The sequence below is a fragment of the Bacillus sp. ISL-57 genome (assembly GCF_018613135.1).
GTDB lineage: Bacteria > Bacillota > Bacilli > Bacillales > DSM-1321 > Peribacillus > Peribacillus frigoritolerans.
Genome location: NZ_JAGGQV010000004.1, coordinates 244,599 through 263,263, shown reverse-complemented (window position 1 = coordinate 263,263; position 18,665 = coordinate 244,599). Strand labels below are relative to the sequence as shown.

At 42.9% G+C, this 18,665-nt stretch carries 18 protein-coding genes; 3 read left to right on the top strand and 15 right to left on the bottom strand.

Translation table 11 applies throughout. The features are described from left to right. Positions 1 to 315: 315 nt before the first annotated feature. The 4 genes from J7I90_RS09710 to J7I90_RS09695 all read right to left on the bottom strand — a co-directional run bounded on the left by J7I90_RS09710 (position 316) and on the right by J7I90_RS09695 (position 3,511). Complete coding sequence (locus J7I90_RS09710) at positions 316 to 1,392, bottom strand: bifunctional 3-deoxy-7-phosphoheptulonate synthase/chorismate mutase (protein WP_034309244.1); 1,077 nt, start codon at positions 1,390 to 1,392, stop codon at positions 316 to 318. A gap of 535 nt (positions 1,393 to 1,927) precedes the next feature. After that, positions 1,928 to 2,278 (bottom strand): bacillithiol system redox-active protein YtxJ, encoded by a 351-nt coding sequence (gene ytxJ / locus J7I90_RS09705; protein WP_251025193.1) that lies wholly within the window; start codon positions 2,276 to 2,278, stop codon positions 1,928 to 1,930. 104 nt (positions 2,279 to 2,382) lie between these two features. Beyond that, positions 2,383 to 2,955: a YtxH domain-containing protein gene (locus J7I90_RS09700; RefSeq protein ID WP_053535945.1), complete on the bottom strand. Its 573-nt coding sequence runs from the start codon at positions 2,953 to 2,955 to the stop codon at positions 2,383 to 2,385. Between the two features lie 46 nt (positions 2,956 to 3,001). Beyond that, positions 3,002 to 3,511 (bottom strand): DUF948 domain-containing protein, encoded by a 510-nt coding sequence (locus J7I90_RS09695; protein WP_214770952.1) that lies wholly within the window; start codon positions 3,509 to 3,511, stop codon positions 3,002 to 3,004. Positions 3,512 to 3,740: 229 nt separating this feature from the next. Between J7I90_RS09695 and J7I90_RS09690 the strand changes: the two genes are divergently transcribed. Next, complete coding sequence (locus J7I90_RS09690) at positions 3,741 to 4,853, top strand: aminopeptidase (protein ID WP_214770950.1); 1,113 nt, start codon at positions 3,741 to 3,743, stop codon at positions 4,851 to 4,853. Positions 4,854 to 4,899: 46 nt separating this feature from the next. On the opposite strand, the gene murC is transcribed toward J7I90_RS09690, so the two are convergent. The 6 genes from murC to J7I90_RS09660 all read right to left on the bottom strand — a co-directional run bounded on the left by murC (position 4,900) and on the right by J7I90_RS09660 (position 13,099). After that, entirely contained in the window at positions 4,900 to 6,204 is a 1,305-nt protein-coding gene (murC, locus tag J7I90_RS09685) for a UDP-N-acetylmuramate--L-alanine ligase (RefSeq protein ID WP_034309255.1), read from the bottom strand. 284 nt (positions 6,205 to 6,488) lie between these two features. After that, positions 6,489 to 9,305, bottom strand: a complete 2,817-nt coding sequence (locus J7I90_RS09680) for a DNA translocase FtsK (protein ID WP_396020123.1) — start codon at positions 9,303 to 9,305, stop codon at positions 6,489 to 6,491. Between the two features lie 424 nt (positions 9,306 to 9,729). Next, positions 9,730 to 10,917 carry an amidohydrolase gene (locus tag J7I90_RS09675; protein ID WP_214771343.1) on the bottom strand — a complete coding sequence of 396 codons (1,188 nt, stop codon included), beginning with the start codon at positions 10,915 to 10,917 and terminating at the stop codon, positions 9,730 to 9,732. A gap of 331 nt (positions 10,918 to 11,248) precedes the next feature. After that, positions 11,249 to 12,055 (bottom strand): DUF1444 domain-containing protein, encoded by an 807-nt coding sequence (locus tag J7I90_RS09670; protein WP_214770948.1) that lies wholly within the window; start codon positions 12,053 to 12,055, stop codon positions 11,249 to 11,251. A gap of 50 nt (positions 12,056 to 12,105) precedes the next feature. Beyond that, a complete protein-coding gene (locus tag J7I90_RS09665; RefSeq protein ID WP_034309264.1) occupies positions 12,106 to 12,417 on the bottom strand; it encodes a thioredoxin family protein in 312 nt (103 codons plus the stop codon). Positions 12,418 to 12,526: 109 nt separating this feature from the next. After that, positions 12,527 to 13,099 carry a hypothetical protein gene (locus J7I90_RS09660; RefSeq protein ID WP_214770945.1) on the bottom strand — a complete coding sequence of 191 codons (573 nt, stop codon included), beginning with the start codon at positions 13,097 to 13,099 and terminating at the stop codon, positions 12,527 to 12,529. A gap of 57 nt (positions 13,100 to 13,156) precedes the next feature. On the opposite strand from J7I90_RS09660, the gene J7I90_RS09655 reads away from it, so the two are divergent. Then, positions 13,157 to 13,606 (top strand): YtoQ family protein, encoded by a 450-nt coding sequence (locus J7I90_RS09655; protein WP_214770941.1) that lies wholly within the window; start codon positions 13,157 to 13,159, stop codon positions 13,604 to 13,606. Positions 13,607 to 13,736: 130 nt separating this feature from the next. Here J7I90_RS09655 and J7I90_RS09650 read toward each other — a convergent pair whose 3' ends face one another. From J7I90_RS09650 to J7I90_RS09640, 3 genes are all read right to left on the bottom strand, one after another. Then, on the bottom strand, positions 13,737 to 14,606 hold the full coding sequence (locus tag J7I90_RS09650) for an AraC family transcriptional regulator (RefSeq protein WP_214770939.1): 870 nt from the start codon (positions 14,604 to 14,606) through the stop codon (positions 13,737 to 13,739). Positions 14,607 to 14,721: 115 nt separating this feature from the next. Beyond that, positions 14,722 to 15,243: a DUF84 family protein gene (locus J7I90_RS09645; protein ID WP_214771341.1), complete on the bottom strand. Its 522-nt coding sequence runs from the start codon at positions 15,241 to 15,243 to the stop codon at positions 14,722 to 14,724. Between the two features lie 80 nt (positions 15,244 to 15,323). Next, complete coding sequence (locus tag J7I90_RS09640) at positions 15,324 to 16,397, bottom strand: M42 family metallopeptidase (RefSeq protein WP_214770937.1); 1,074 nt, start codon at positions 16,395 to 16,397, stop codon at positions 15,324 to 15,326. A 176-nt stretch (positions 16,398 to 16,573) separates the two neighbouring features. Between J7I90_RS09640 and J7I90_RS09635 the strand changes: the two genes are divergently transcribed. Continuing rightward, positions 16,574 to 16,891 carry a PepSY domain-containing protein gene (locus J7I90_RS09635; protein WP_214770935.1) on the top strand — a complete coding sequence of 106 codons (318 nt, stop codon included), beginning with the start codon at positions 16,574 to 16,576 and terminating at the stop codon, positions 16,889 to 16,891. A gap of 49 nt (positions 16,892 to 16,940) precedes the next feature. Here J7I90_RS09635 and J7I90_RS09630 read toward each other — a convergent pair whose 3' ends face one another. Next, entirely contained in the window at positions 16,941 to 17,786 is an 846-nt protein-coding gene (locus tag J7I90_RS09630; RefSeq protein ID WP_214770933.1) for a YtnP family quorum-quenching lactonase, read from the bottom strand. Positions 17,787 to 17,915: 129 nt separating this feature from the next. Further along, complete coding sequence (trmB, locus tag J7I90_RS09625; protein WP_034309290.1) at positions 17,916 to 18,554, bottom strand: tRNA (guanosine(46)-N7)-methyltransferase TrmB; 639 nt, start codon at positions 18,552 to 18,554, stop codon at positions 17,916 to 17,918. Between the last annotated feature and the right edge of the window lie 111 nt (positions 18,555 to 18,665).

Here is an 18,665-nt window from a genome sequence, read left to right as displayed (position 1 = left end):
TTATGCGTTTTTCTCTATAAGGAAGATTATTTTAGGAACGATCTGCCTAACAAAAAGGCAGTCCTACTCTCTTCTCAGTCAAATATTCAATACCCTATTCAAGTATAAAATTCACATAGATAACACTTTATGTATGACTCAATCTTCCGAACAGTTCTCATTCTTGTTATTTATCATACGATAGTCGAATCTTTCCTGCAATCCAATAGTGCTTATTTCGAAGGTTTTTCTGCAAAAACTAGTATTTTACCATTAAAAAAAGCCCTTGCCAAGTTGGTAAGGGCCGTAAGTAGATCAATTAAAGACATTCTTAGCTTAAACAGTTACCCAGTTCAAACGTTTAATTTCATCGTAGAATTCATCAAATTGTTTGAAGTCCATTTGCTGTGCAGAATCCGATAGAGCAACGGAAGGATCCGGATGCACTTCAGCCATAACACCGTCAGCACCGATTGCAAGTGCCGCTTTAGCCGTAGGCAGCAATAGATCGCGACGTCCAGTTGAATGCGTCACATCAACCATGACCGGTAAATGTGTTTCTTGTTTTAAGATCGGTACAGCAGAGATATCAAGTGTATTTCTAGTTGCTTTTTCGTAAGTGCGGATACCACGTTCACAAAGGATGATGTTGCCATTGCCCTGCGACATGATGTATTCCGCTGCATGAATGAACTCTTCAATCGTTGCAGCCAGTCCGCGTTTTAACAGAACTGGTTTATTTACTGCACCTGCCGCTTTTAGCAAGTCGAAGTTCTGCATGTTGCGCGCCCCGATTTGGATGACATCGATATGATCGATCGCCGCTTCAATATCATTGGCACTCACGATTTCACTGATGACAGCCAAGCCGTATTCATCAGCAACGCGTTTAAGTATTTGTAAACCTTCCAAACCAAGCCCTTGGAAGTCATATGGAGATGTACGTGGCTTAAATGCACCGCCGCGCATCAATTTCAAGCCTTTAGCTTTAATGACTTCCGCCACCGCAGCTGTCTGTTCATAAGATTCAACGGCACATGGTCCGAAAACGAAGCTAGGGATCCCGTTACCTACCAATTCACCCTTGATGTCGATGATCGTGTCTTCAGCTTTTTGTTTTCTTGATACAAGAAGCGTTTTCTTCTGATCATCCTTTTGCAGCTCCAAGCCCAATTTAAAGATTTCCTTGAAAATATGTTTAATCGAACCAAGATCAAGCGGTCCTTGATTATTGGCTTCGATAAGATCCAGCATTGTTCTTTCACGGACCGGATCGTAACGGTTTACACCTTGTTTTTCTTTAACGCGACCAATTTCCTGTACAAGTTCAGCACGTTGATTAATAAGATGTAATAACTGAAGGTTCACATCATCCAGTTGATTACGAAGTCCATCAAGCTCTTTGTTGCTCATTACAAATCCATCCCTTCGTTTTTTAAAATAGAAATCGGTTCAGCGGACTCAAACAACAAACCCTTCCGGACCCTTGAGCATCCACCCCGATTGTTTTATCAATGAAAAATTTAGAATATTTCATGTATGATTAAAATCAATTATAAATGAAGTGTCCAAAAATGTCACTATATTTTTCTTTAATAATTAAACGCTTTTAAGCATTAAAGTTATAAATGCATAAATCTAGGTGCCTCTCATGCCAGAAAAACGATTTAGACTGAATATTGAAACAGATCCGTTGTAGGAATTATATTGGAAATAGAACAGGAAAGCTATCATTTAATTGATCATTTTTCTTAAAAGCATGGGACAAAGCTTAAATCTTCTGCCACTTGCTGGAGCCATCCAGAATTGAGTAAAGAAACTTTGCCTAGCGAAATGAACAGGAAGGGCCTCCCTAGATAAGGTTTCCCCAGGATTAACATCCTTAGGCCCGCCAATCAATGGAATAATAAAAGGCCGGAACCCTTACCAAAGGGATCCGGCCTTCCATTCATTCTGTAATGGCCTTGCTCAATGAATCATATGTAATCCGCCAATGAGATTCATTCCAGACAGGTTTTCCATTTTTAAAAAGGATGGCCTGAGGTGATTGATGTTTGACCTCAAAGGTTTCTGCCACATAATTGGATAGTGGACGAGCTTCCTGGACGGCCAAATAGGCCGTTTTAAGTTGTTCGTTCCCTAAGATGTACCTCTCGTATTGTTCAAATGCTTCAGCGCTGACAGGGCATGTTACGCTATGCTTGAAAAGCAGGAATGTATCCTCTTTTAGAAGCTCATTGAATTGTTCTTCTGTTTCGATTTTGCTCATGACCATATAGCAGTCTCCTTTCCTTGTCATATAAATTTTACCATCAAAAAGGCGATGAAGCCATCGAAGCACTTCACCGCCTTATTCTTCGTCCCTTAATGACTCTTCATTCCCATTAAAGGAAGCGAGGGAGTTTAATTCTTTAGTTTACTCTCCGTTTCATCAAATGCCTTTTTCGCTTCATCAAGTTTTAATTTTGCCGCATTCTTGTTTCCGCTTGTGGGATCTGCAGGATTATTTTCCGAATCATTGCTGTTAGCGAAGTTCGTTTCGACGGATACGATAGGAGCATCGGTAGTTCCGGTTACATCAATATCCTTATTGCTTGAATTCGTTGTATCATCAGCAGCGTCGCCGTTTTCTTTTCCTGTTTTCAGGCTCTTCACTTTGTTGACGATATTCGAAGATTTATTGGAAACGATTTCCGTGACGGAGCTTGTTTTTTCTTTTGCGGTATCAGCAAGGACTGTACCTTTTTCCATCGCCGTTTGTCTTAATCTTTCTGTTTTCTCGGAAATGTTTCTAGCTTGCTCATTGAAGTCATTCCTTAATTCCTTGCCTGTTTTCGGAGCCATGAACAAAGCTGTAGCCGCTCCGATCATCCCGCCGATCAAGGCGCCAATCATAAAGTCCTTAGAATTGATCGAGTCGCGTTCGTCCTCATATGATTTCTGATAGTCCTTTGTCGGAAATTCTTTTTGAGTCATAATACATTCCCCTTTCAATTTTCAGTTCATTTTTATTTAATAGATTTTATGATCTAGAACGTAAAAACCTTTTTTTAGGTAAGTTATCTGTTTCCAGCGCTTCCCTTTCTATCTCTGCCCTTTCAGTCGGGGTCGGGGCTGCCTGTTTGCTTCTGGACTTCCATTTGTCCCTGATCTCCATGGCTACATTGCTCCATTGTACAATTTGTGAGATTCTTTCTTGATTATTATCAATCTCAGCCTGCACTTTATGGGAAACCTTTTGGATGGAAGAATTAAAGCTGGAGATGGATGTACCTACATCCTTCACCGCATCCACCACCGTGTTCAGGTTTTCTGACTTTTGCTGCAAATCTTCAGCCAACGTATTCGTTTTATGTAATAACTGAGTAGTTTCGAGCGTTATGCCCTGCATTTGGCCCTCTAGTCCTGTCAGCGTCCGGGCCACACTGTCCAGGGTAGTTTGAAGTGATGTCAGTACCTTCGTTAGAAAAATAACGAGTACCAAAAAAGCTATCGCTGCAACAGCAGCACTTACGTATAAAATAATCTCCATTGGAACACCTCCGAAAAAAATCGACTTATTTAATAGCTGTTAGATATTAATTACCCCTTCCCTATTATTATAAACGTATTTATTTTTTCAATATACCCTATCAAACCCTAATCTGGAAATATTGTTGTCTGCATCCAGTTCCTCCTTGAAATTCATGGGTGACACTTATGGCAGGAAATCGGGTATGATAGAAAAGATAAGTCGAATTTAAACAATGGAGGTATTTTTTATGAAAGATCCCAGAATTGGTACATTGGCCAAAAACTTAATCAATTATTCCGTGAAGCTTCAAAAAGGTGAAAAAATCTTGATCGAAAACTTTGGTTTGCAGCGTGAACTTGTTAACGCACTTGTGAATGAAGCCTATGCAGCAGGTGGTTACCCATTCGTCCTGTTAAAGGATCATCAAGTGGATCGGGCCTTGCTGATGGGTGCCAAAGAAGAACAGTACAAGATGATGGGTGAGTTTGAAGCAAACGTAATGAAGCAGATGGATGCTTATATCGGGCTTCGTGCCGGGGATAATATCAATGAACAATCCGATGTCCCTTCAGAGAAGATGGCGATTCATGGACAGACAGTCGGTAAAGTACATAGAAATATCCGCGTGCCAAAAACAAAATGGGTCGTACTTCGCTACCCGACAAATTCCATGGCCCAATTAGCCAAGATGAGCACAGAAGCATTCGAAGACTTTTATTTCGAAGTCTGCAACCTCGACTATGGCAAAATGAGCTCAGCAATGGACAACCTTGTCGAATTGATGGATAAGACGGATAAGGTCCGCTTAACTGGGCCCGGTACGGATCTAACCTTCTCCATCAAAGACATTAAAGCCATCAAATGTGCGGGTGAGCTGAACATTCCTGACGGTGAAGTATATACGGCTCCAGTTAAAGATTCCATCAATGGAGTGATTTCGTATAATACTCCTTCCCCATATCAGGGTTTTACTTTTGAAAACGTGAAGTTGACATTCAAGGATGGAAAAATCGTTGAAGCGGTTGCGAATGATACGGAACGCATCAACAAAATTTTTGATACTGATGAAGGCGCACGATATGTTGGTGAATTTGCAATTGGTGTAAATCCTTATATTCTACATCCGATGCAAGATATCCTCTTTGATGAAAAAATTGATGGAAGTTTTCATTTCACTCCAGGACAATGCTATGATGATGCCTTTAACGGAAACCATTCAGACATTCACTGGGACCTGGTCAATATCCAGCGGCCTGAATATGGGGGCGGGGAAATCTATTTTGATGACGTCTTGATACGTAAGGACGGACGCTTCGTTTTACCGGAACTGGAAAATTTAAATCCGGAAAATTTAAAATAACCCAATAAAAAAACGACCGATCCGCTACTAACGGATGGTCGTTTTCTTATTTTACCTGCAGTGAATGCTCATAGGCTGCTTGGAACTTTTGAATGTCCCCCGCACCCATGAATAACACGACACTGTTATCATGGTTTTGCAATATAGATGTTGTGTTCTCCGTAATCAGCTCGGCACCTGGAATCTTATCTTGAAGGTCTTCAATCGATAACTTTCCTTGATGTTCACGAGCAGATCCAAAAATTTCACATAAGTATACTTTGTCGGCCAAATTCAAGCTGTCGGCGAATTCATCCAGGAATGCCTGCGTTCTCGAGAAAGTATGCGGCTGGAATACAGCAACAACTTCACGCTCTGGATATTTCTGACGCGCCGAGTCCACAGTTGCAGAGATTTCGGTCGGATGGTGTGCATAATCATCAATGATGATCTGACTTCCGATTTCCTTTTCGGAGAAGCGGCGTTTAACTCCGCCAAAAGTCCGCAATTGGGCTTTCACAGCTTCCGTATCCAAGTTTTCATATTTACAAAGTGCAATGACACCAAGTGCATTCAACACATTATGCTTTCCAAAAGTAGGAATAGTGAATGTATCATAGTAATTATTCCTTACATGCACATCAAAAGTCGTGCCATCCGGAGTGACGGAAACATTTTTCGCTTGAAAATCATTTCCTTCTGCAAATCCGTAAAAAATAACCGGTACTTTCGCCTGAATATGTGGTAAATGCTCATCATCCCCGCACGCAATGATGCCTTTGTTGACTTGAAGGGCCATCGTTTGGAAAGCCTCGAACACGTCTTCGACATTAGCGTAATAATCAGGATGATCAAAATCGATATTCGTCATGATTGCATAATCCGGATAATAGGAAAGGAAATGACGGCGATATTCACATGCTTCGAATACGAAGTAATCAGAATTCACGATTCCTTTACCCGTTCCATCCCCAATCAAGAAGGATGTCGGTTTAGCGCCCCCCATTACATGGGCAAGTAAGCCGGTCGTCGATGTTTTACCATGCGCTCCCGTAACCGCCACGCTGATGAAGTTTTTCATGAAATCACCTAGGAAACGGTGATAACGGATAATCGGCAAATCAAGTTCTTTTGCCTTCAAGATTTCCGGATGGCTATCCGGAAACGCATTTCCTGCAATGATGGTCATTCCAGGTTGAATATTTTCCTCGTTGAAAGGAAGGATTTTAATCCCGGCTTTTTCTAATGCCAATTGTGTAAAAAATTCTTTTTCGTAATCGGAACCCTGCACTTCAATATTCATATCATGCAGTATTTGTGCAAGAGCACTCATACCCGACCCTTTAATTCCCACAAAATGGTAAGCAGTCATAAAGCGAACCTCCACCAATCGTCTACCTGTATGACAGTATATGACGTCATCTTTTATTTGTTTTTCCATTACGAGACTTGTTAGTAACGCAATTTCTTCATAGGTTTTCGAACTTTTATTTTCAATCATTCATCAACAAAAAACTATTATATCACTTTTTTATTCATTCATCCATGTCAGGCAGGTGCCAATTTATCAAATCATTGGCTTTTCCCTCAATTAAGGTGATAAAAAAGGGTTTTCACCCTTTCACATTATATACAATTTCCTTTTATTAGGTTCTCTTAATTAACATGTAAAAATTCCAGCTCTTCTTCCGTAATCAATACATCCCTGGGCCTTGAGCCCCTGGATTCGGAAACGACTCCCTGTTGCTCCATCATTTCTATTAGACGCGCTGCACGGTTATATCCGACACGGAAACGCCGTTGGACGCTCGATGCAGATGCGGCCTGCTGGCTCACGACAAATTCACATGCCTCGAAAAACAGCTCATCCGCTTCTTCCGTGACCTGGGCCCTGTTCAGCAAGTCTTCCTGTTCAAACAGGTATTTCGGCTGCTGCTCCCGTTTAACATGGTTGACCACTTGATCGATTTCTTCATCACTCACGAAAGTCCCTTGCAGGCGCACCGTTTTTGAAGAGCCGTTTTCAGCGAATAGCATATCTCCTCTTCCCAAAAGTTTTTCTGCACCGCCGCTATCGATGATTGTACGGGAGTCGACTTGTGAAGAAACCGAAAAAGCGATCCTTGTCGGGATATTTGCCTTGATCAATCCAGTTATGACATCGACTGAAGGTCTTTGAGTGGCAACAATCAAATGGATGCCGCAGGCACGGGCCTTTTGAGCAATCCGGCAAATCGCTTCCTCAACATCAGCCGGGGACATCATCATTAGATCCGCAAGCTCATCGATGATCACCAGGATATAAGGCAGCTTGCTTGAATATTGACCGGCTTTTTCCGCTTGTTCATTAAAGCGGGTGATATCACGTACACCGGCATGTACAAACAATTCATAACGCCGTTCCATCTCCTCTACAGCCCATTTCAACGCAGCCGTAGCGGCTTTTACATCGGTTATGACTGGACTGACCAAATGCGGGATCCGGTTATATGGGGCGAGCTCGACCATTTTCGGATCGATCAACAGTAATTTCAGCTCCTGCGGCGTCGCTTTATACAGCAAGCTGACCAGCATGGTATTGATACAGACGCTTTTCCCCGATCCCGTTTGCCCGGCTATCAAACCATGCGGCATCTTTCTCAAATCCGTGATAATCGGCTGACCGGATATATCGAGTCCTAAAGCCACGGCAAGCGGTGATTCATGCTCTTGAAACTCAGTACTTTCCAAAACCTCACGCAAAAATACCGGTTTGCTTTTCCTGTTCGGAATCTCGATGCCGATTGTATGTTTACCCGGAATGGGCGCTTCCATCCTCATATCCTGGGCAGCAAGGCTTAATTTGATGTCATCCATCAGGTTCGTCACTTTATTCACCTTCACTCCCGGCTCCGGATGCACCTCGAAACGAGTGACTGCCGGTCCTTGGGTGACATTGACGACCTTAGCACGGACATTGAAATTTTTCAATGTCTGATCAAGTAATACAGTCTGTTCCCCGAGCCACTCATCATCATGCACAGCATAAGTGGGAGGTGTCAGCAATTCGATATTCGGAAACACATAGTATGGATTATCATCCGCTTCCACGGAATCAAAAACTTCAAGAGCATTGCCCTGGCCACTTTCCGCTGTCTCTGTTAAAACTGCTTCTTGATACCCATCTCCAGAAATGGGGGATTCCTGTTCTAGAAGCGGCTTAGGGTCGGAGCCAATAATCGATTCAATTGTATTTTCAGGCTCGGCGGCGGCTTCAGTATCCGAAAAGGCAGGTGTAATGTCCGGATTCTCCCCTTTCGGCATAACTCTGCCTACATCCGGTTTGCGTTCGGGAATGGCGGATGGTTCCGCTTGTCCCGCCTCCGTTTGGACAGCATCATCCATTGCTCGTTTATCAGGTGAAACTACTGCCCTTTCCGATTTAAGGCTTTTTTTTTCCGCTATCATTTTATTCATGAAGCCATTTTTTTCCCGATCTTGCTTAAGCATCATCACATTAAATGGAATATGTTTTTTCGGACTTTTAGGCTGCACTTCAGGCATGGCCTCAGATGAGTCACTTTCAGGCATTGTCCCTTGACTAACGGATGATTGTCCAGTAGCCTCCCCCTGAACCGATATCGCTTCAGGCCGTGTGTCGTCCGCCTGTTCGATGATGGATACAGCGACTTCGCGTCCAAAATCGACTTGGTCCTGTTCAATAGCCTCTTTTTCTACCTTAGGCTCGATCATGTTAGGCTCGATTACCGCGTCTTCCGGCAATGACTCAATGGAATTTCTACGAAAGAATGCGGGTATCTCCGTATCTTCCCTTTTTTCTTCCGCTTGTTCCGGTATAAGAATGGCGGGTTCTGTCATCATTTCCTCATGTGACGCACCTTTTGGGATTTCAGGGATCGATACCGGAATCTCGATAGCGGGTTCTTCTTTTTTAAGGATGGGCATCTTGCTTTCCAATTCATATTCAACAATTTCTTCAGAAGGGACTATTTTTTTTTCCGGACGACGGAACCCGTAAATGGGTGATGGGATTTCCGTTGGGCGGAATGGGGTATTTGACGGGACTATTTTTGAAGTTTCCTCCCGGTCAAAGCTTTTCCGTTTTGGTTGAGGATCCCTTACAGGCCTTCTCGTTGTTTCTTTAGTCACATTCTTCCCCTGTTTGGGTTCGTTGTCTTCCCTGTTTCTTTCCCTAGGTTTTCTTTTAATCTGCTCCCGGTCTGGAATGAGCGGAAACTTGAACTGGCCTTTTGGATATTGAAACAGGATTTTCGTATCCGGGTCTGGCGTCTGGGACATTTTTTCCACTTTTTGATTGTAAACCTTTATTTCTTCTTTCTTTGACTTCGTAAGCTTCGAAAAATCCATTTTCCTCAATGTCTCTTCATCAAGCGGTTCATCTATAATAATCTCTTCGATTTCAATAATTTCCTCTGCTTGGAACCATTTTTTCATCTTATTTAGCCATTTCAAAACTATCACTCTTTCTACATCTGTAGTTATGTAACTAATTCTACCAGTTATTTTAAAAATATCGAGAAAATTTAAGCTAAATTGGGATTAGTATCTACTTTTTTATCGCATTCTTGCTGCCTTAACGTATTTCGCAGAACTCCTACCCTATTAAACCCCTTCTGCAATGGGTTTAAACCTATCATCACGAAATAACATTAGCCCCTAGTCTACTATTTAAATAAAACACAGCTGTTAAATCGCGTTTACAAAGAGATTAAGTTTTCATGCTGACTTGAAAACAGCCTGGCCAATTCATTGCATCATCCTTCATGAACCTCCGGTAGAATCCTATTGCCTGTCGCAACCCACAAAACACCGTTCGTTAATACCGAACGGTGTTTTGTGGGTTTCTCCGTTTTTTTTGCAAACGAAGACCAAAGGACTAGTTCCATTCATAATAACGGCAAACAACCTGCGCCACTGATTTGGAAGCGATCAAAAGGGCATCTTCATCAATGTCGAATTTAGGATGGTGATTGAAGTATGCCTTCTCCACCCCTTTCGGTTTACAGCCAATGTAAAAGAAGCAGCCTGGTATCTTTTCTGCATAATACGAAAAATCTTCTGAACCTGAAAAAACCGGAAATTCGACAACCTCCTTAATCTCTTTGTCATTCATGCTTTCCAGGCTATTTTTCACGAATTCAGTCAGTTCAGGGTCATTATATAGCGGAGGATAATCGGGCACATATGTAAGGTCGCACTGAACATCGAATTCCGTTTCTATCCCTTTGACGATCCGGTGGATTTCCTTATCGATCAGCTGTTGGGTTTCCGCTGTCATATAACGGACATCCCCTTCAATTTCTATACGATCTTTAATGACATTAAAGCTTCCTTTTCCATCGAAGGAGCCAATTGTAACTACGCCCATATCAAAAGGGTTCAAGCGACGGCTGATTACGGTTTGTACGGCTGTCACGAAATGGGCCCCTGCCACAATGGCATCATTCGCCATATGCGGGGAGGAACCATGGCCGCCCACACCCTTTATCGCCAGCTTGAAATAGGTCCGTCCAGCCATCGAATAGCCGCCGCGATACCCGACAACCCCTGCTGGGTGCGAAGGAAATAAATGGATTCCAAAAACAGCATCCAGTTCATCCAAAGCCCCTGATTCCATCATGCTTTTTGCTCCGCCTGGGGGTGTCTCTTCTGCATGTTGATGGATTATTTTAATCGTACCTGATAGGGAATCTTTCAGCTCGTTGATGCAGTCTGCCAGTACCAATAAATAAGCGGTATGCCCATCGTGTCCGCAGGCATGCATGACACCTTCATTTTTTGAACGGAACGGGACCTCCGCTTCTTCTGTAATCGGCAATGCATCGAAATCCGCACGGAGACCTATCGTTTTCCCAGGTTTTCCGCCCTCGATCGTTACGATGATCCCTAAACCATTTCCTACATTCGTTTGTATCGACACACCTTTCCCCTTATAAAAATCAATGATATATTGTGCTGTTTTCTTTTCTTTGAAGGATAGTTCCGGATTCTCGTGTAAATGACGGCGGATTTGAACGACTTCCTCTTTACGGGCTTCCAGCATGTTCATTAATTTGCTTTTCACGTTCACGATTGTTCTCCCCCTTGGTCAGTTTTGCTTTTCGTGGACATTTATACATCATGCCCCGTTGAATATCAGTGTGGATAAACAGCGTAATTCCTTACTTTATATTGGACGATAAAACGGAAAGAGGGTTTAACTCCAAGGGATATTTTTGGAACTTGCTCCTTGGCGCCTCAATCTTGCTCGATGTTTTATCCATATTTTCAAAATATTACAATTATATTATCACCGATTAAAATATAAATATCAACTACAAGAGAATTATAAACTCTATCAAACTTTAAAAGGACCGCTGCCAGATGCTGACACGGTCCTTTTGTGATTCCCTTTATTATTGTTCACGCTTTTTGTTTTTTCCCATAATGAAGATGGGCTCCAACTCATTTTCTTCGTAAAGGAATGATAGAGCCGTAATCGGAACATGGCCGCTGGCAAAGAAGCTCATCGCCATTTGCGCCAGAATATCATAGCCCGTATCATTCTTCACATCGGCAATGATGATGACATCCTGATGGGGAATGGCCACAGCCATGGTTCCCTCGATCTTGTCCTTCATTTCCCGAAGCCATGATTCATTCAGGATCCTGCTGGCATCATATCCATCATTCGTGTTCAAAAAATAAAATGCATTACCTGCAACGATATCCGACTTCATTTCAGTGGAGAGGGAACGGGCATTAAAAAGGGCAATTTCACGGATCCTGTCACCCTGCCAGTTTTCCCGTTGAATCATCTTTTCATCTATAAGACGGTAGGTTTTACCTAAATCAAGGGCATAAAAAACCCGGGTTTCAGCTGTATGCTCATCGAATAAAAACGGATTTCCGTCTTCCGATTCCATTGGAAAGGAGGTCGAGCGGATGACTGGGAAAATGAATTTCTCCTTGCCTTCCATGCTGTGTTCTTCCCCCATCACATTCAGGGCCTCTTCCACGTAATATATAATTTCATCGATGGCCTTTTCCTGTACGTTTTCATAGTTAGCAAGTACAGGAGGCAACTCGATGGTGATCCCTTTCCCGGTCTTCACATTTTCCACCCGTAACGTATCTTGCTTGCTATCGAATTTGAATGTCCGACCCTCATCTTTTAAACGTTCCTTCAAAATATTTTTCAGCTTCGTGCTGTCCATTTTCATGACTGACCCTCCTCTTCATTGAAAAACCCCCAACGAGAAGGGGATTTTGATTATAGTGATTGAATGAATTCCTCAATTTGTTCTTGCGTTTTGCGATCCTTGCTCACGAATCTGCCTAGCTCTTTACCATTATCATAGGCGATGAAACTTGGTATACCGAATACATCATTAGCCGCACACACATCGATGAATTCATCACGGTCCACATAAATGAATGTAAAGTCAGGAAATTTCGTTTCTATCTCCGGCATTATCGGTTCGATTACACGGCAATCTCCACACCATGTAGCGGAAAAAAGAAAGATATGTTTGCCTTCATTTTTCAATGCATCATATTGCTCGACGGTTTGTAATTTTTCCATTTGAATATTCCTCCTGCTCTAAATGACACCTTAGTTTTTATAATCCCATCATACCAGACTCTCCGCGAATCAACCATTAATACGGATCGGTTGAAAGGCAGGGGTCAGCTTATTTCTGGGGCACGGATGAAACGATTTCCATCATTTGTTTTGCATCGGTTTTTAATTGGTCTTTATCCGTTTCCGTTGTCAGTTTCACCCCGCCGATCCCCACTGCAAGCTCATACTTTTCTTTCGGTATTTCTTTAATTGAAATAAAGCCGAATTTATCATCAGTTTGAAAAGAATGCAGCACTTCAAATTGATCCCCTTGTTCCTTAATTGCCAAATATAACACGGAACTGTCTTCTTTTTCATTTGGGTTGGCAAATAATATATAAATCTGATCACTTTTTTGTAAAATCAAGTTATTATCATGTTCTTCCACTACTTTAAAATCATTTGGCAGATGGACCTGAATTAGCCCTGCTTCTTGATTGGGCTGTTTTTCATCGTCACGAAAAGCCACTTCAGCAGCCTTCATTGCCTTTTCGGTTTGTCTCTCGATTCCTGAGCAGCCTACGATCAAACTGCTTATCAACAGGATAACAAGGAAATTCTTATTCGATAAAGCCATCGTCATTCCTCCAGCCGTCTCTTGTACTATCTTATGGATAATATTATCCTTATTTATGGAATTCATCCATTTTCTAAAAAACATGGTACAATGAAAGCAATTTCAATATCGAGGAGGAAAACAATGAAGTTAACCGTTTATCTTGCTGGGGAAATCCATTCAAATTGGAGAAGTGAGTTGAGAGATAAGGCTGCTGCACTGAAGCTTCCATTAGAATTCGTCGGCCCGATGGAAAATCATGAACGCTCCGATAATATCGGTGAAGATGTCCTGGGGGAACAGCCGAACCCTATCCTGAAGGATGCAGCCGCTTCCCAAATCAATAATTTGCGGACAGGTCTTTTGATGAAAAAAGCCGATCTAGTCGTCGCTCTGTTTGGCGAGAAATATAAGCAGTGGAATACTGCCATGGACGCAAGCACCGCGATTTCCCTGGGGAAACCACTTATTTTGATTCGTCCGGAACCCCATCACCATGCCTTAAAGGAGTTATCGGAAAAGGCGAGTGTCACGGTCGAATCCGTGAACCAAGCCATGAAGGTGCTTTCTTATATTTTTGAAGAAGGGCTGTAAATCTTCCTGTCCTTATCAAGCACAAGAATGAAGGGCTGATCATTTCATATTTACAAATAAAAAAGCTTGCAGGGGCAAATTAGATGCCTAACCCTGCAAGCGAATAACGAATGATTTTGATGGTTGAATACTATCCCTTTTTAATCGGAATCCAAATTTCGGAGTAATAGTCAGGGTTTGAAGCATCCGCATTGTCGTATACTTCCAATTCAGGAGTTCCGGCATGTTCATGACCGCTCGTAGGGAACCATTCGGAAAAAATCCGCTTCCACGCTTGTTGCATGCTATCAGGCATAGGTCCGTGAACTTCAAATACAACCCACTTGGAAGCCGGTATCGTAAGGGTCGAAAACTCTTCAGGCACTTTCCCGGAATACTCTGCACCTATCCAATAATCCATCGTTTCAGTTTTTTCCACATTACGCTTATCGACACATACACCAAGCAAGCCATCTATTTGGCCGTTGTTCAACTTCGCTAACCTATCTCCTGTTCCATTCGAATTGACTTTCTCCCACAACTTTGGAATCCCGATCAAATTCTCTTCATTAACCAAGGAAAACTCTTGCTTGATTCCAATCAATTGAAAGGAATCCCTTTCAAGGATATTGTATTTCATCGGTTTTGCCCCTTTCAGAATGACCTGTATCATCAGGCGTTCATAGAATTTCAGCTTCCCCATATACTTTCGCGCTTCGCTCGGAGATACCCCATGCTGCCTTCGAAAAGCTTTTGAGAATGCCTCGGGGGTGTCATAGCCGTACTTGTAGGCTAAATCAATGACCTTGCCATTCGTGGATGATATCTCCTGGGCCGCTAACGTCAGTCTTCGACGCCGGATATATTCACCGATGGAAATATCCGTTAAAATGGTGAAGGTCCGCTGAAAATGAAAAGCTGAAGCATTCGCCTGCCTGGAAATGCTCTCTATCGTAAGGTCCTCCAATAAGTGCTCCTCGATATAGTCGATGGCCTTTTGGATTGATTCAACCCACCCCATATCCGCTCACCCCTTGTCACTATAGTAGCAAGACCGCTCAATAAAACCCTGTCTTATTCTGCTCAGTTTTGGCAGTGTTCGTTTCCATTCGAAGGCACCTTTCCATGACAGTGATTCATAAATCGTGCTTTCTCATTTTCAGCTTATATTCGTGTTGACCGGCTAGCATCCTCATGATATGAAGGAACATTTCTCCCCTGGTGATTCGCTCATTTGTAAATACGCCGATCGCCCCTTCCTTTTTGCTAATATTCTCTTGCTTTGTGAAGGCGTCCATCACCGGGCCCAGCTCTTCACCGTCCAGAACCTTCCGGGCAACGATTCCCGGAACCGGGATTCTCGCTCCGGCAGCTACAAAGACCTCACCGTCCCTCGTGGCCATTGCACCCCAATTACACAGAAACAGGGCTTGTCCCATTTTCACGACACCGCCTTCAAGTCCGATACCCATATCGGCATCACTGTGAATCAAGCAATTCCGGGCACGTGTAATGGCCCCCTCCATCGTTTCCTCGTCTGAAAAAGGCTGTTCCGGGACCCCGCTCTCCACTTGAAGCGAAATGGTTTCAGCATCTTCATATACACCAAGCACGGCACTTACTTTCGCCGGATTCTTACTGCCTACTGCTATTTTCAATATAATTACCTTCCTTCTATGTAAAAAAAGCTGATGGAAAAGGATTATGACACCATCCCTTTCCATTTCAGCTTCCTCCATCAACCGTTTTTAATCAAGGTCTCGAATGTCGTTTTATCACAGGAACGAACCAATTTCCCTATCAGTTCACGGGCAGCGGCATAATCATCAATATGAATCATGGATGCATGCGTATGAATATAGCGGGAACAAATGCCAATCACCCCGCTTGGAATGCCTTCGTTTGCAATATGGACTTGCCCTGCATCCGTGCCGCCCTGGGAAACGAAATATTGATACGGAATCTCATTCGACTCCGCCGTATCAAGGATGAATTCCCTCATGCCGCGATGCGTAACCATCGAACGATCAAAAATGCGGAGCAGTGCCCCTTTTCCCAACTGGCCAAATTCACTTTTACTGCCGGACATATCGTTCGCCGGACTTGCATCCAAAGCAAAGAAATGATCCGGTTTGATCATATGAGCTGCAGTTTGCGCACCCCGTAATCCCACTTCCTCCTGGACGGTTGCCCCGGAATATAAGACATTCGGCAGCGTTTCACCTTTTAAATCTTTTAACAATTCAATCGCAAGCCCGCAGCCATATCGATTATCCCACGCTTTTGCGAGGATTTTCTTCTCATTGGCCATCGGCGTGAATGGACATATCGGTACAATCTGCTGACCGGGCTTAATACCGATTCTCTTCACATCTTCCTTATCATCCGCCCCAATATCAATCAGCATATTTTTGATATCCATTGGTTTTGACCGTTGTGATTCATCAAGCAAATGGGGCGGAATCGAACCGATGACACCGATGACCGGACCGTTATCGGTTATGATTTCGACTCTTTGGGCCAAAAGCACTTGGCTCCACCAGCCACCTAGGGTCTGAAAGCGAATCATTCCATTTTCAGTTACGGATGTGACCATGAATCCCACTTCATCCATGTGCCCGGCAACCAGGACGGTCGGGCCATCCTCATTGCCTCTTTTTACGCCAAATATTCCGCCAAGGCGATCTTGGACGATTTCATCCGAATACTTTTCCAACTCACTCTTCATGAAACTCCGAACTGCATGTTCATTTCCCGAGGCTCCCGGTAATTCCGTCAATGTTTTAAAAAGCTCCAAAGTCTCATGATTCATTTTTCTACCCCTAACTATGTATTTTTTCTTTCTATTTTACAAAACTTAGCATCATGTTACACTAGAAAGTTCTAATTTATCAGTTTATGGGTAAAATTTCAAATTATTAGTCAAATAAAGCCTTCTTCTGTATACTAGAAGAAGTGATTTTATAAAATGCAATGGAGGAGAAATCAATGAATTGGAAAACGTTTTTACTAGGAACTGCAGCCGGGTTTGCTGCTGGCTATGCAACAAAACAATTATTGGATCAATCAAGTAAACCTTCTCCCGATAAAGTCTTGGCCCAAGTGAAGGAAACAGTCAAAAAGGATGGAAATATATATGGCTCATGGATCTTGATGAAGCCGGAGAACTATACAAAAAACGAATTGGACTATGAAGTGTACAAAGGCGGGATCACCAGGAATACAGAGGGTAAACGCGAGCAATTCGAATTTGTTGCAGATGCCTCGACAGGAACGATATTGGAGCTAAATGCTCAAAATGATTGAAACAAAAAAGGAGGGCCGTCAAGATGACGTCCTCCTTTCGCTTTCCTTCTTAACGCTTCCGCTTCAATTCGGCTAGTATCTCCTTACCCGTTGCATCCCATTTGATGGCACAGTATTGGGCATCATGGTAAAAGCTATACCAGGACCCATTTTCCAGTCCGGATTTCATCCACTTTTCCTTCGCCTCGATGGAAGTCATGGGATAATCATCATAAGCAAGAACCCAAAGGACATTCGCATGCGCGTGCGTCGGCATGATATCTGCCATGTGGATCAATCTATCCCCGCCATCTTCCATGATGATGATCGCATGTCCATCACTATGCCCCCCTGTATGGATCATTTTAATGCCAGCCGTAATTTCCTGTTCCCCTTCAAAAGGACGTACAAGAGAAGCGACAGCCTCCCAGTTTTCTGCCCAATATGTACTTTTTGAACGAATATTCGGGTTTTTCATTTCCGCCCATTCCGTTTTGGTCGTGATGATTTCTGCCCGCTCGAAAACAGGCACCCAAGTTTCACCTTCACGTTTCGTCAACCCGCAGGCATGATCGAAATGCAGATGGGTCATTAAAATGTAATCGATATCATTTGGCTGAATCCCAAGTCTGCCAAGATCTTCAACAAGATGGGATTCCTCCGTCACCCCAAAATTGCGTTTCTGCTTGTCATTCATCTTTCCATTGCCAATACCGGAGTCTATTAGCATATTCAATCCATTAGCCTGCACCAAAATCGGATCCGTACGTAACTCGATTTGGTTATTTTCGTTAACGGGATACTTCTTGGACCAAAGCGGTTTCGGTACAACACCGAACATCGCACCGCCATCCAAGTGTGTCACACCGCCATTCAACCATGTTAATTTTATTTCCCCTATTTGCATCGTTTCCATTTTACCCCTCCTCTGCCTTTAGTTTAACACCCGCTTCCATATATTGAAATTGATAACAATCAAGTCATCCCCGTAAATCATAAACAAACAAAAAAACCAGATGCTGTGCACCTGGTTTCCGATCGTTTATTATTGGAACATTGCTTCCAATCGGTATATCCGATTGCCTTTACTCGAGAACTTTTCTTCATATTCAGTCATGATGTTGCCTTCAAAACTGCTGTTATGCAAATCAAGGCTTACAAATTTCAAGAGCATGCCGTATTCGGAAATACTTTTCAAGGAAGATTCGAATAACCCTTGATTATCCGTCTTGAAGTGAATCTCGCCTTTGTCTGGCAGGATGCCTTCATATACTTCGAGGAAGGTCTTATATGTTAACCGGCGTTTTGCATGACGTGATTTCGGCCATGGATCAGAGAAATTCAAGTAGACGCGATCCACGTCACCTTTTGCAAAATAGTCCCCTAAGTTCGCTGCGTCAACATTCAACAGCTTTAAATTTGGAACGTCCGCTTCAATCAGCAAGTCCAATGCAGCGACAATGACGCTTCCATATACTTCAATTCCAATGAAATTCACATCAGGATGGGCCTTTGCCATTTCTGTGATGAAACGGCCTTTTCCCGTACCCACTTCAATATATAACGGATTATCGTTTCCGAAAACTTCATGCCATTTACCTTTATGGCTCACTGGCTGCTGAATTACATATTGTGGAAAATCATTCAAACGGTCTTCAGCCCAAGGTTTATTTCTTAAACGCATGATGACACCCCTATTTATAATATAATCGTTCAAACCATAACACGAGTGTATGATTCCTGCAAGTTGATTTTTTCAGGAAACACCCACTGATCAAATAAAAAAACTGCCGGC